This is a genomic window from Brenneria rubrifaciens, assembly GCF_005484945.1.
Lineage (GTDB): Bacteria > Pseudomonadota > Gammaproteobacteria > Enterobacterales > Enterobacteriaceae > Brenneria > Brenneria rubrifaciens.
The window spans coordinates 1,972,582-1,985,883 of the sequence record NZ_CP034035.1 but is presented as its reverse complement, the minus strand read 5'-3'; the positions used below and the strand labels follow the sequence as shown (position 1 = coordinate 1,985,883).

Below are 13,302 nucleotides of genomic sequence, written 5' to 3'. Positions count from 1 at the left end.
TGTACGGTATCGTACAGACATTATTAATCAGCCAGATTGATAATTTAATTGGCTGACTCTATTTGATGAATAATCAATATATTAATGACCAACGGTTTGTTTGCGGAAAAGCTCGCGGAACACGGGATAGATATCTTCTGGATCGCGAATATGCTGCATGGCAAAGTTATCGAATTCGTCATGCAGCATTTCGTACTCACGCCACAGCGTTTGGTGTGAACGTCGGGTAATTTCAATGTAGCTGTAATAACGCACCATTGGCAGCAACTGATTCGCCAGAATCTGATGACACAGCGGGGAGTCATCCGCCCAGTTGTCGCCATCGGATGCCTGAGCAGCGTAGATATTCCACTGCGACGGATCGTAACGTTCGTGAATCACTTCTTCCATGAGTTTTAATGCGCTGGACACGATGGTGCCGCCTGTTTCCTGCGAGTAGAAAAACTCCTGCTCATCGACCTCTTTAGCCTGCGTGTGATGGCGAATATAGACGACGTCAACGTTTTTATAGCTCCGACTGAGAAACAGATAGAGCAGAATATAAAAGCGTTTCGCCATGTCTTTGGTCGCTTGATCCATTGAGCCGGAAACATCCATCAGACAGAACATTACTGCCTGACTGGACGGCTCGGCCCGCCGTTCGTAATTTTTATAGCGCAGGTCAAACGTGTCAATAAACGGGACGCGGGCAATCTTCTGACGTAATTCCGCGATATCCTGCCGTAAACGCTCCTCCTCCAGCAGTTGGGCCGGTTCAATACGCTCCAGTTGCTCCAGGGATTCCTCCATCGCGTGCAACTCCCGGCGTTTGCCTGCCGTCATTGCCATACGGCGGGCAAGGGAATTTTGCAGCGAGCGTACCACGCTGATATTGGCGGGAACACCGTTCGCCGTGTACCCGGCGCGGTGAGTCTTGTATTCGTTAAGCTGGCGGTGCTGCGTTTTCTTCAAATTAGGCAACGCCAGATCTTCAAACAACAGATCCAGATATTCATCCTTGGATATCTGAAACACGAACTCATCCTGGCCTTCGCCATTATTGCTGGCATCGCCCTGACCGGAACCGCCGCCTCCTCCCTGCGGCCGCTCAATGCGATCGTTTTGTATGAAGTGATCGTTGCCGGGATGGACGCGATGACGGCGTCCCCCGCGTCCCTGATGAAACATGGGTTCGTTAATGTCCCCATTGGGGATCGAGACAGACTCCCCGCTTTCGATATCGGTCACCGAACGCTTATTAATGGCCTCGGAAATCGACTGTTTAATTTGCGACTTATAGCGGCGCAAAAAGCGCTGGCGGTTAACCATGCTTTTGTTTTTGCCATTTAGCCGTCGATCAATGAAATAGGCCATACTACCCCCAAACGACTTTGCCCAGCTCCATGCACCATTATGATGACTTCCTCACTCGCAGATACCATTCACACAGCAAACGTACCTGTTTGCGGGTGTAACCCTTCTCCATCATACGATCGACAAAATCATCATGTTTCTTCTGTTCATCCGTTGAAGTCTTGGTGTTAAACGAAATGACAGGCAACAGTTCCTCGGTGTTGGAGAACATTTTCTTCTCGATCACCGTCCGTAATTTTTCGTAACTGGTCCAGTTCGGATTACGTCCGCTATTGTTGGCGCGTGCGCGCAGCACAAAGTTGACGATTTCGTTACGGAAATCTTTGGGGTTGCTGATACCCGCCGGTTTTTCGATTTTTTCCAACTCGGCGTTCAGAGATTCCCGGTCGAACAATTGGCCGGTATCCGGGTCGCGGTACTCCTGATCCTGAATCCAGAAGTCGGCATAGGTGACGTAACGATCAAAGATGTTCTGTCCGTATTCAGAATAGGACTCCAGATAGGCAGTCTGAATTTCTTTACCGATAAATTCCGCGTATTTCGGAATCAGATAGCCTTTCAGATGCTCAAGATATTTCTCTGCCTGATCTTGCGGAAACTGTTCACGCTCAATTTGCTGCTCCAGCACGTAGAACAGGTGGACCGGATTCGCCGCAACCTCGCTGTGATCGAAGTTGAAGACGCGAGAAAGGATTTTAAAGGCGAAACGGGTTGAAAGGCCGTTCATGCCCTCATCCACGCCCGCATAGTCGCGGTATTCCTGATAGGACTTCGCTTTCGGGTCAGTGTCTTTCAGACTTTCACCGTCATACACCCGCATTTTGGAATAGATGCTGGAGTTTTCCGGCTCTTTCAGACGGGAAAGAATGGAGAAACGGGCCAGTGTTTCCAGCGTTCCCGGTGCGCAGGGCGCGTGAGTCAGTTCGCTGTTGTTAAGCAGTTTGTCGTAAATTTTGACTTCTTCCGAGACGCGCAGGCAATACGGCACCTTTACGATATAAACGCGGTCAAGGAATGCTTCATTGTTTTTGTTATTACGGAACTGAACCCATTCTGACTCGTTGGAGTGCGCCAGAATGATGCCGTTGAACGGCAATGCGGCAATGCCTTCCGTACCGTTGTAGTTGCCTTCCTGCGTTGCCGTCAGCAGGGGATGCAGCACTTTGATCGGGGCCTTGAACATTTCCACAAATTCCATTATGCCCTGGTTGGCGCGGCACAGGGCGCCGGAATAGCCGTAGGCATCGGGATCGTTCTGAGCAAAGTGTTCCAGCTTACGGATGTCGACTTTACCCACCAACGCGGAAATGTCCTGATTGTTTTCATCGCCCGGTTCGGTTTTGGCGATACCCAACTGCGCGAGAATGGAAGGCCATACTTTGACAACCTTGAATTTGGTGATGTCACCCCCGAACTCCTGTAGGCGCTTAGCGGCCCAGGGCGACATGATGGTACCCAGATAGCGCCGAGGAATGGCATACTCTTTTTCCAGAATCGCGGCATCTTCCTGAGGATTGAACAGGCATAGTGGGTGATCGTTGACCGGACTGCGCTCGCCGTTGGCGCTGAGAATATAGATAGGGACGTGCTGCATCAGCACTTTCAGGCGTTCAGCCAATGAAGATTTCCCTCCGCCGACCGGCCCCAGCAGATACAAAATCTGTTTCTTTTCTTCCAACCCCTGAGCTGCGTGCTTCAAATATGACACGATTTGTTCTATGGCATCTTCCATACCATAAAACTCTTCAAAAGCAGGATAACGGGCGATCACCCGATTCGAGAATAAACGGGATAAATGCGATTCATGAGCGGTATCCACCATTACGGGTTCACCGATAGCCATTAACAATCTTTCAGCAGCGTTGGCGTAAGCGCTACGATCTTGCTGACAGATAGCAAGGAATTCCTGCAATGTGAACTCTTCATCCTTGGCAGCGTCGTAACGCTGGCGGTAGTGATCAAATATGTTCATAGCGATGCCCGTCCTTCGTCAATTAGCACAGATTAAGAGAGCGTGTAGAATGCGTACAGCCTATATAATGTATACCCACCATCCTTCAAATTCAGCAGTGCTGGTTTCCTTCCCTGGTTCCAGTCACGGTGTCATCACCGTTCCTGATGATTCGCTCCGTTGCCGATTTACCGCATCTTGAAATCGGTTGAGTATCATGCCCCCGAAAGAAGAAATCATCTGAGTACAGCAACCCTTATGCCAACTTGTCGTTTATGACAATCATGCAATTTTATACATGCCTGCCGACTCGGAAAACTTCACCTTCTATATTAAAGTTTAGTTTGCATCCGTAAAATTTCCTCTATCCGATAGACATCTTTTTAAGATATTTCAATGACTCACTTCCTGGCAATCGCGTGTAGTATCCCATAGGGTGGGCGTTAGAGGGGATGTCGTGTCTTCGTCATTCTTTGATATAACATATTCGCTTATCATATTTTTAATTAATCTGATATCGGGAAGGAGAACCACGTAAGCATCGCCTTAACCCCGGTAACCCGCAAAATAGGAAATAGAAAACTGTGAAAAACTCTCAATTAAGTCTGTTGGCAGCGTGTGTTGCCGCTGCTTTAACGTTGCCTTCCGCTTATGCGGCTGAGGTATCTTTAGGCGTTGGAGCGGCAGGCTCCACGTCAGTTTACCGCGGTGTTGATAACGACGTTTATCCTCTCCCCGTGCTGAACTATGAAAGCGAAAATTTCTATTTTCGCGGTTTGGGCGGTGGTTATTATTTGTGGAATGATGGAGCTAATCGTCTTTCGTTGACGGCATATTATCTGCCCTTGGGCTTTAAACCTGGTGACAGTGACGATCGGCAAATGAAGCAGTTGGATAAGCGCCGCGGGTCGCTGATGGCGGGCATGGCTTATCGTCATATCGCTGACTGGGGCGAAATTCGTACCGTACTGGCCGGGGATACGTTGGATAACAGCAATGGGTTGGCTTGGGACACCACCTACCTTTATCGCTTCACAATGGGCGATCTGAACATTACCCCCGGCATCGGCGCCACCTGGTTTAGTAAGAATATGAACCGTTATTACTATGGCGTCAGCCGCAGCGAGTCAGCACAATCAGGTTTTGCCCGCTACCGTCCTGGCGATGGTTGGGCGCCTTTTCTGGAACTCAGCGCGAATTACCAAATCAACTCAAGCTGGAGCACCTGGGCGGTGGGTCGCTATACTCGATTGTCTGATGAGATGAAAGATAGTCCGATTGTGGATAAAAGTTATAGCGCCCTGTTGTCGGTCGGCGTTAGCTACCGATTTTGATGGGGATTGACGGTCTTAGTGCATTTATTGCACAAAAATGGGGTGCTACACCCCATTTTGCACACTGATGGTGCATAGGGTGTTGGGCGATTTTGCTCAGGAGAGGACGAAGCGCCATGACTATAAAAAAAGTGACTTTTCCAGATGGAAGCATCGTACCTGCGATTGGTCAGGGAACATGGTATATGGGGGAACATGCTGAACTGAAAGCGCAGGAGGTTAAAGCGCTACAGGTTGGCATAGACCACGGACTGACGCTGATCGACACGGCGGAGATGTACGCCGATGGGCGAGCGGAGGAGATTGTGGGCGCAGCCATTCGTGGCCAGCGCGATAAGGTCTATCTGGTATCCAAAGTGTACCCGCACAATGCGGGCGGGCAGAAAGCCATCAACGCTTGTGAGCGAAGCTTGCAGCGTCTGCAAACGGACTCTATTGATTTGTACCTGCTGCACTGGCGCGGTGGCATTCCGCTGATTGAAACGATTAACGCCATGCAAACGCTACAGCAGGCAGGCAAAATAAGACAGTGGGGCGTTTCCAATCTGGATATTCAGGATATGCAGGCGCTGTGGTCGCTCAACGGCGGCAAAGCCTGCCAAACCAATCAGGTGCTTTATCATCTGGCTTCACGCGGAATCGAGTTTGATTTGCTGCCCTGGTGTCGGCAACATCATATCCCGGTTATGGCATATTGCCCGCTTGCTCAGGCCGGTCGTTTGCGTGACGATCTGCTGGCGCATTCGGTGGTGAAGAGCATTGCCGCTCAACGTGGTATGTCGCCTGCTCAGGTTTTGCTCGCGTGGGTCATTCGCCATCCAGACGTCATTGCCATTCCCAAAGCCAGTGCTGAACAACATGTGATAGAAAATGCGCGATCCCTGGAGATCATACTGTCACCGCAGGAACTGACGATGCTGGATCAGGTGTTTCCTGCTCCGACTAACAAGCAACATCTGGATGTGGTGTAGGGTAGCGCGCTTTCGCCAAAACGGTTGTAGGCCAATGCATCGGACCCCGTCAGCAGAAATGTGATTTCCTGATACGAATAATGCAGCTCAGTCGCATCGGTGATTGGACGCTGGGGGTAAGCGGCTGATTGATGCGCGCGGTTTCTACACATACAAAGGTTTTATAACCGTCATCGGTCATATCGCTGATGGTATGCGATAGTTCTGCACCCGGATTCCAGGATACGACATCACTGTGCTGATTGTGATGCACTTCAATTGTGCGTTGCAGCACAGGGTCATTAATCACACTAATGGACTGCGGATGAGTGTAGATGCGGTCTATTTGATCGGTAAAAACCAAATCCCCTTGCGCTGTAGACAGCTTGCCCTGATTAACCTTATCGATAAATTGCTCGCCCAGACCGCCGATGCTAATTTTGCTGATATCGCCGATCTTGAAATAGGTATGCAATGCGCTAGTGATGCTGTAATCCCCATGAAATTCCAGTTCGATACGACATTCTCTGCCCAGATGGAAACGGGCAATCAGCATAAATTCATGCGGCCAGGCGGCGCGGGTTTGTTCGTTGTCACGCAACGTGAACGCGAGTTGGACGCCATCGCCATCTTCGCTATGAGAAGTCAATGCCCACGGCATGAGGCGCGCAAAACCATGGTTAGGAGCGGCAGTCGGGCCAAACCACGGGAAACAGATTGGGACACCGCCACGAATAGCCACATGCTCGGCGAATGATGTGTTGCCACTCAGCCATAGAACCGGCGCTTCATTGGTTGGCTGCCAGCTTAGCAGGTGCGCCCCCTGTAGTGCGATTGCCGCACGCATCCGCGGATGTTCGACGACAATCACGGGCAATTGCTCTAACTGACGTTGGCTAATGGTTGGTGTAATTTGTTTTATGATGGGGAGGTTGAATATCTTATCGGTCATGATATTTGCCTTTTATGATTGCTATTCATGAGCGAAAACGGCTTTGACAGGCAGCAAATAAAAAAAGGACGACACTGCGTCGCCCTTCATCATTGGATCATCTCCGCGACTTATTTAGAAATGTGGGCGATCAGATCCAAAACCTTGTTGGAATAGCCTGTTTCGTTGTCGTACCAGGAAACCAGTTTTACAAAGTTATCGTTCAGCGCGATACCGGCTTTGGCATCGAACACAGAAGTCAGTTTTTCACCGTTGAAATCGGTAGAAACAACGTCATCTTCTGTATAGCCCAGAACGCCTTTCAGTTCGCCTTCAGCCGCCGCTTTGATCGCAGCACAGATTTCTTTGTAAGAAGCCGGTTTTTCCAGACGAGCGGTCAGGTCAACGACAGAGACGTTCGGAGTAGGAACGCGGAACGCCATACCGGTCAGTTTGCCATTCAGCTCAGGAATGACTTTACCTACAGCTTTAGCCGCGCCGGTAGATGATGGGATGATGTTCTGAGATGCGCCGCGGCCGCCGCGCCAGTCTTTGTGAGACGGACCGTCAACGGTTTTTTGAGTCGCGGTGGTCGCATGAACGGTCGTCATCAGCGCTTCAGCGATACCGAAATTATCGTTGATAACCTTGGCCAGCGGAGCCAGACAGTTAGTGGTGCAAGATGCGTTGGAGACAATTTCCTGACCCGCGTAAGCCTTGTGGTTTACCCCCATAACGAACATCGGAGTATCATCTTTGGACGGACCGGTCAGTACCACTTTCTTGGCGCCCGCGGTGATGTGTTTACGTGCGGTTTCGTCAGTCAGGAAGATACCCGTTGCTTCGGCAACCACGTCAACGTTGACTTCGTTCCACTTCAGGTTAGCTGGGTCTTTTTCTGCGGTGACGCGGATGGTTTTACCATTAACAATCAGGTGACCCTCTTTAACTTCAACGGTGCCGTTGAAACGGCCGTGCGTAGAGTCGTACTTAAGCATGTATGCCATGTACTCCGCGTCTAACAGGTCATTGATTGCAACAATTTCGATGTCAGAACGTTCTTGTGCGGCACGGAAAACAATGCGCCCGATACGGCCAAAACCGTTGATACCTACTTTAATAGTCATATTTCCACCAGCTAATTAATTAGTGAATAAAAGGTTGGTTGTAAAAATTACAAAAACCCTGCTGAGCGTCAAGCGGAATCGTGTCAATAGTTGCTGTAAGTCAAACCTGCGACCAACCTTTGAGTAAAATTCCACCTTTGCGGTAACTAAATAATATCTAAGACAGATATGGAGACGTAATACATCATAAAAAGCCTGATTTACTCAAAATTGTGACATGTATCACAATTGAATATTGATCATGATAAGGGGGTTTATACTAAGCTAAAAGAGCCTGCAATGTTGTTAATTTTTTGTTAGAATTAGTGATTATCTTAATGGACATAAACACTCTGTGAGATTTTTATGACAAACGATCCTTCTCAGCAACTACCGGCGGATGACGCTGAACTGACTGAAATGCAACGCTATGTCACACAGCAACGGGGCACCGAACCGGCTTTTTCCGGCAAATTACTGCATAATAAGCGGACTGGTATTTACCATTGTCTCTGCTGCCGGTCGCCGCTGTTCTATTCCGATAACAAATATGATTCCGGCTGCGGTTGGCCGAGTTTTGATCAGCCCGTATCACCGGAAGCGATTCGCTATCTTCAGGATGATTCGCACAATATGCAGCGTATCGAGATTCGCTGTGGACACTGTGACGCGCATTTGGGACATGTCTTCCCTGATGGCCCGAATACCACAGGAGAGCGTTACTGCGTAAATTCCGCCTCACTCAGCTTTATTGATGCGGTTGACGGCGAGCGAGTCGACGGTTAATCCGCGTTAACTTGCTGTTGTCCAAACTGAATGCGTCAATGATGCTTTAAACGATTCAGCTTGAGACGTTGATTATGTGCTGCGTAAGGAACTGGACATGCATCTTGATGAACTGATTGAGGCAATGACGCCGGAAATCTATCAACGCCTGGCAACGGCGGTAGAACTGGGAAAATGGCCTGACGGCGTCGCGTTATCGGCGGAGCAGAAAGAGAACTGCCTGCAAATGGTGATGATGTGGCAAGCTCGTCATAATGAGCAGGCGCAACATATGACGATTGGAACCAACGGCGAGATCGTGATGAAAAGCAAGCAAGAACTTAAGCGGCAATTCGACGCCGCCGCCATCATTAATCTCAAACCTCAGCATTAACTCCTGCGCGACTACGACGCTATCAGGTATGGGACGACATCAGACTGGCGATAACGTGATCTAAATCGAGCAGGTTGGCCCCACGCTGTTCCATCTCCTTTAACGCATTCTGACTGTCGTCAGGACTCAAATTTACCCCGCAGCACCCTTCGACCAGTACGTCAGTGACATATCCTAGCGCCAGCGCATCCAACACGCTGAATTTCACACAGTAATCCGTTGCCAGCCCCATCACGATCAGGTGGGTGATTTTTCTCGCTTTCAGCCAGCCATCGAGTTCGGTTTTGGTCCGGTGTCCGTTATCAAAGAACGCACTGTAGCTATCAATATTGGCCTGAGTGCCTTTTTGCACCACCCATTCGATATCCTGTCGATTTAGCGTAGGATGGAATTGCGCGCCAGTTTCCCCTTGTACGCAGTGCACTGGCCACCAAATTTGCGCTAAGCCGTCCAGTTCTCCTAACTCTCCGACGTTTGCGTGAGCGTTGACGGCAAAACTGCCGTGATCGGCAGGGTGCCAATCTTGGCTGGCGATCACCGGAACATTGGCGGCAAGGCAGACGCTGATGGCTCGATTGGCGATCTCGATGACCTGATCGCCCCCGTTGACCGCCAACGCACCACCGGGACAAAAGTCATTTTGTAAATCAATCAATAACAACGCTCTTTTCATGGCTTGCCCCCTGGATTCATTAATATTCAATCTTTATTGCTCAACTCTCCCCGAAGATTTTGCTGCATTCGTTGCCGAATTTCATCGGCGCTAAGATCTGGCTTACTGAGCAGATAGTGCAGTTTGGTCAGCGCGGCTTCCACCGTCATATCATAACCACTGATAACGCCTGATTGCGCCAGCGCATTGCCGGTAGCATAACCGTCCATATTCACCCGGCCGGCAATGCACTGTGTCAGGTTTACCACGACAATACCGCGTTCTGACGCCAGGCGTAGCTCATTCAGCAAATCAGGACTCTGCGGCGCATTGCCTACGCCGTAAGATCGCAGGATAAGCGCTTTAACCGGTTGGCGGAGGAAATTACTCACCACATCGGCTGAAATACCAGGATAAATGGTAATTACCCCGATAGGTTGCGGCGTAATATGATGCACTTTCAGCGGTGGAGAGTTTTCACAGCATGCTGCGGGAGCCAGACGGCGGATATGAATCCCGACCTCCAACAGCGGTGGATAGTTGGGAGAAGCGAATGCATCAAAACCATCCGCGTGCGCTTTGGTAGTCCGGTTGCCGCGTAATAACTTGTTGTTGAAGAAGAGGGCGACCTCATCCACCGGATGATTGGCGGCGACATAGAGCGCATTGAGTAGATTGGTTTGCCCATCGGAACGCAGTTCGGCCAAAGGGATCTGTGACCCTGTCACAATAACCGGCTTGGCCAGATTTTCCAGCATGAACGAGAGCGCTGATGCGGTAAAAGCCATGGTATCGGTGCCGTGCAGGATGACAAAGCCATCATACTTATCGTAATGCTGTTGAATGTCATCGGCGATGGCTTGCCAGTCCGCTGGCGTCATGTCGGATGAGTCAATCAACGGGGAATATTCATGGATGGTAAACCCAGGCATTTCAGTACGGTGAAATTCCGGCATCTGCGCCAATTGCTGCTGGAGATGCCCTGATACGGGGATATAGCCGTTGGCGGAGCGTCGCATCCCAATCGTGCCGCCCGTATAGGCGACATAAATAGATTTTTTCTGCATAGGTGGCGTGAATAAAGGTAAAAAAAAGAGTATAGAGGCAACGAAGAGGAAAAACAGCCCGGCATGGGGTAATACCGGGCTGGTGCTTGGTTAGCGGATTTCCCCACAGTTCAGACACAGGGCATATCTGTTCTGCGGATCGTTGAGATTATTCATGATCGACGGCTGCGAGCGTACGGCTTCGGCCAATTGCGCCACGGGAGCGGGCAGCATTGATTGGATCGCGGCGGGCAACCAGGCATAAACAGAGGTGTTGACCTGATTCAACACCGCATCAAACACGCTGGGCTGTTCCATATACCAGTTCAACTGATACCGGCCGAGTTTCGCCAGTTCCGCGGCTTTCTTCACTGCATCATCAAAGTCGCCGAGTTGATCGACCAGACCATTTTCTTTGGCATCGCTGCCGACCCAGACGTGCCCCTGAGCAATCGCATTGATTTGGTCCGGCGTTTTCTTACGGGCCTGGGCCACGATATCGATGAAGTTTTTGTAACCACGCTCAATGCTGATTTGCATCATCTGGCCGAATTCCGGGGGCAGCGATTTGGTTACCGACAGGTCGGCCAGCGGCGAGGTGGCAACACCGTCAGTATGCACGCCAATGTTGTCCAGTGAGTTTTCAAAGGTATTAATGACGCCAAAAATGCCGATGGAGCCTGTCAGCGTACTCGGACTGGAAATAATCGCGTTAGCTGGCGTTGAAATCCAGTAGCCCCCCGATGCCGCCATGCCGCCCATGGAAACGACAACCGGTTTGCCGGCCAGACGGACAGCCATCAATTCGGATCGGATTAGTTCAGAGGCGGTGACGCTGCCGCCGGGACTGTTTACGCGCAGCACAACGGCCTTCACCTTGGGGTCCAGACGAGCGTCACGGATCAAGGACGCGGTGGTATCGCCGCCGACCATTCCCGGCATTTCTAACCCGTCAATAATCTCGCCATTGGCGAAAATAACGGCGATCTGATTATTGCTCTGCACAGGTGGCTTGGTGGCGTAGTCGTAAATGCTAGTAAAATTGAAGTTGTTTGTTTTGTTATTCCAGCCAAACGCTTTGACCAGCGTCTGCTCGATAACTGAGCGGGAGGACACTTCATCAACCAGTTTATTCTGCAAGGCATAATTTGCCGTATCACCCTGAACCTCCTGCAATCCGGCAATCACACCTGCCGCACCGGGAAACAGTTGCTCGGGTGTGATCTGACGATTGGCGGAAACCGTATTCAGGTACTGCTGCCACAACGCATTGACCCATCGACCGTCCGCATCCTTTGCAGCGGCAGACATATCATCGCGCAGGTAGGGTTCGACAGCGGATTTATAGGTGCCGACCCGGAAAATATGGGTTGTGACCTTTAACTTATCCAGCAGGGATTTATAGTAGAGGTTGTTGGTTGCCAGACCGTGGAGATCGACACTTCCCTGGGGTGTCAGAAAAATCGTATTCGCAAAGCTGGCCAGGTAATATTGTGACTGGTCATAACTATCGCCAACGGCATAGATCGGTTTTCCGCTGTCGCGAAATTCACGCAATGCCTTACCAATATACTGTAATGAGGGCTGATCGGCGCCGGAAAAATCGCTCAGATCCAGTACCATGCCGGTAACGCTATCGTCTTTCTTCGCCTGACGAATGCTATCAACAATATCAAACAAGGAGTTTTCCTGGCGACGATTGCTGGATGCGCCGAAAAACTCACGGCCCACTTGACGTAATAGGTTATTTACCGAAGGCTTATCGACAACCACACCGGTTAAATCAACCAGCAACGCGCCGCGCGTGGTTTCTGCGGGAGAACTGTTGAATTGTGAATAAATCCCGAAGCCGACCAAAATTAGTGCGATAAGAAAAATGTTGAGAATAAATTCTCTGATAAAATTAAGCAGACGCCAGGTCCACTTAAAAAGCCCGCTAAAAATTCGCCACAATGTGCGCATAGTATCTCCGTGTTCGGGAAAACAGCTTAAAATCTATCCTAAAGGGCCATGTTACGGTGCATTTTGACACAGGGTAGCAAAGCTGTCGTTAATATACGCCGGGTAACGTGCTGCTTGAGATAGCTTCCTTATATCCTAAAGAGCGAACTGCAAAAAGTCAGCATCAAATATTGCCCGGATGCACGGAATTGGGGCTGTCTTGTAACAAAACTTCGACTTGTGCTACCGTGGCGCGCAATATTGGCCTTATTTGAGAAATAAGATTTCCATACAGGAGATGTGCGATGGATGCTCTCGAACTGTTACTCAACCGCCGTTCAGCGTCTCGCCTGACAATGCCCGCGCCTGCGGGGGAAGCCTTGAGCAATATTATTCAGGCGGGGATGCGAGCGCCGGATCATGGCACGATGCAACCCTGGCGGTTCTTCGTCATCGAAGGGGAAGGGCTGGCGCGGTTTAGCGACGTGCTGACCGACGCCGCGAAAGACCAGGGTATGGATGATGCGGGTATCGATAAAGCGCGGCAGGCGCCTTTTCGCGCACCGCAAATTATCACCGTGGTGGCGCACTGCGAAGAACATCCTAAAGTCCCGCGCTGGGAACAGATCGTTTCTGCTGGCTGTGCTGTTCAGTCGATGCAAATGGCGGCCCTGGCCCAGGGCTTTAACGGTATCTGGCGAAGCGGTGCCTGGACACATAGTCCACGCGTCCGTAAAGCTTTTCAGTGCCGCGAACAGGATGAAATCGTTGGATTCCTCTATCTGGGAACACCGTTGCTAAAAGCGTCAACTAAGGTTACGCCGCTCGACATGGAAAAGTTTGTTCATTCTTTCTGATAAGCGCCAATTGAAGATGTCG

Annotated in this window: 12 protein-coding genes; 5 read left to right on the top strand and 7 right to left on the bottom strand. The window is 50.4% G+C overall.

Features of this window, described 5'->3' with window-relative positions; all coding sequences use genetic code 11:
• Window positions 1-81: 81 nt before the first annotated feature.
• Both EH207_RS09210 and yeaG read right to left on the bottom strand, forming a co-directional pair.
• Entirely contained in the window at window positions 82-1,353 is a 1,272-nt protein-coding gene (locus tag EH207_RS09210; RefSeq protein ID WP_137713733.1) for a YeaH/YhbH family protein, read from the bottom strand.
• A gap of 37 nt (window positions 1,354-1,390) precedes the next feature.
• Window positions 1,391-3,325, bottom strand: a complete 1,935-nt coding sequence (gene yeaG / locus EH207_RS09205; RefSeq protein ID WP_137713732.1) for a protein kinase YeaG — start codon at window positions 3,323-3,325, stop codon at window positions 1,391-1,393.
• A 563-nt stretch (window positions 3,326-3,888) separates the two neighbouring features.
• On the opposite strand from yeaG, the gene EH207_RS09200 reads away from it, so the two are divergent.
• Together EH207_RS09200 and EH207_RS09195 are read left to right on the top strand one after the other, a co-directional pair.
• A complete protein-coding gene (locus EH207_RS09200; RefSeq protein WP_137713731.1) occupies window positions 3,889-4,638 on the top strand; it encodes a MipA/OmpV family protein in 750 nt (249 codons plus the stop codon).
• Between the two features lie 116 nt (window positions 4,639-4,754).
• Entirely contained in the window at window positions 4,755-5,609 is an 855-nt protein-coding gene (locus EH207_RS09195; protein WP_137713730.1) for an aldo/keto reductase, read from the top strand.
• 49 nt (window positions 5,610-5,658) lie between these two features.
• On the opposite strand, the gene EH207_RS09190 is transcribed toward EH207_RS09195, so the two are convergent.
• Both EH207_RS09190 and gapA read right to left on the bottom strand, forming a co-directional pair.
• Window positions 5,659-6,540: a D-hexose-6-phosphate mutarotase gene (locus EH207_RS09190; protein WP_137713729.1), complete on the bottom strand. Its 882-nt coding sequence runs from the start codon at window positions 6,538-6,540 to the stop codon at window positions 5,659-5,661.
• 110 nt (window positions 6,541-6,650) lie between these two features.
• The gene (gene gapA, locus EH207_RS09185; RefSeq protein ID WP_137713728.1) at window positions 6,651-7,646 is read right to left on the bottom strand and encodes a glyceraldehyde-3-phosphate dehydrogenase; all 996 of its coding nucleotides are present in this window, start codon (window positions 7,644-7,646) and stop codon (window positions 6,651-6,653) included.
• Between the two features lie 345 nt (window positions 7,647-7,991).
• Between gapA and msrB the strand changes: the two genes are divergently transcribed.
• Both msrB and EH207_RS09175 read left to right on the top strand, forming a co-directional pair.
• Complete coding sequence (msrB, locus tag EH207_RS09180; protein WP_137713727.1) at window positions 7,992-8,411, top strand: peptide-methionine (R)-S-oxide reductase MsrB; 420 nt, start codon at window positions 7,992-7,994, stop codon at window positions 8,409-8,411.
• 97 nt (window positions 8,412-8,508) lie between these two features.
• On the top strand, window positions 8,509-8,784 hold the full coding sequence (locus EH207_RS09175) for a YeaC family protein (protein WP_137713726.1): 276 nt from the start codon (window positions 8,509-8,511) through the stop codon (window positions 8,782-8,784).
• A 22-nt stretch (window positions 8,785-8,806) separates the two neighbouring features.
• On the opposite strand, the gene pncA is transcribed toward EH207_RS09175, so the two are convergent.
• The 3 genes from pncA to sppA form a co-directional block, all read right to left on the bottom strand.
• Window positions 8,807-9,457 (bottom strand): bifunctional nicotinamidase/pyrazinamidase, encoded by a 651-nt coding sequence (pncA, locus tag EH207_RS09170; RefSeq protein WP_137713725.1) that lies wholly within the window; start codon window positions 9,455-9,457, stop codon window positions 8,807-8,809.
• A 26-nt stretch (window positions 9,458-9,483) separates the two neighbouring features.
• Window positions 9,484-10,503, bottom strand: coding sequence for an asparaginase (gene ansA / locus EH207_RS09165; protein ID WP_137713724.1), 1,020 nt, complete (start codon window positions 10,501-10,503; stop codon window positions 9,484-9,486).
• 90 nt (window positions 10,504-10,593) lie between these two features.
• The gene (sppA, locus tag EH207_RS09160) at window positions 10,594-12,444 is read right to left on the bottom strand and encodes a signal peptide peptidase SppA (protein WP_137713723.1); all 1,851 of its coding nucleotides are present in this window, start codon (window positions 12,442-12,444) and stop codon (window positions 10,594-10,596) included.
• Between the two features lie 284 nt (window positions 12,445-12,728).
• Here sppA and EH207_RS09155 point away from each other — a divergent pair, with 284 nt between their 5' ends.
• Window positions 12,729-13,280: an NAD(P)H nitroreductase gene (locus tag EH207_RS09155; protein ID WP_137713722.1), complete on the top strand. Its 552-nt coding sequence runs from the start codon at window positions 12,729-12,731 to the stop codon at window positions 13,278-13,280.
• Window positions 13,281-13,302 lie beyond the last annotated feature (22 nt).

Coding starts and splice junctions, on each gene's coding strand:
- EH207_RS09210 (WP_137713733.1), bottom strand. CDS start 1,353: ATGGCCTATTTCATTGATCGACGGCTAAATGGCAAAAACAAAAGCATG.
- yeaG (WP_137713732.1), bottom strand. CDS start 3,325: ATGAACATATTTGATCACTACCGCCAGCGTTACGACGCTGCCAAGGAT.
- EH207_RS09195 (WP_137713730.1), top strand. CDS start 4,755: ATGACTATAAAAAAAGTGACTTTTCCAGATGGAAGCATCGTACCTGCG.
- EH207_RS09190 (WP_137713729.1), bottom strand. CDS start 6,540: ATGACCGATAAGATATTCAACCTCCCCATCATAAAACAAATTACACCA.
- gapA (WP_137713728.1), bottom strand. CDS start 7,646: ATGACTATTAAAGTAGGTATCAACGGTTTTGGCCGTATCGGGCGCATT.
- msrB (WP_137713727.1), top strand. CDS start 7,992: ATGACAAACGATCCTTCTCAGCAACTACCGGCGGATGACGCTGAACTG.
- EH207_RS09175 (WP_137713726.1), top strand. CDS start 8,509: ATGCATCTTGATGAACTGATTGAGGCAATGACGCCGGAAATCTATCAA.
- pncA (WP_137713725.1), bottom strand. CDS start 9,457: ATGAAAAGAGCGTTGTTATTGATTGATTTACAAAATGACTTTTGTCCC.
- ansA (WP_137713724.1), bottom strand. CDS start 10,503: ATGCAGAAAAAATCTATTTATGTCGCCTATACGGGCGGCACGATTGGG.
- sppA (WP_137713723.1), bottom strand. CDS start 12,444: ATGCGCACATTGTGGCGAATTTTTAGCGGGCTTTTTAAGTGGACCTGG.
- EH207_RS09155 (WP_137713722.1), top strand. CDS start 12,729: ATGGATGCTCTCGAACTGTTACTCAACCGCCGTTCAGCGTCTCGCCTG.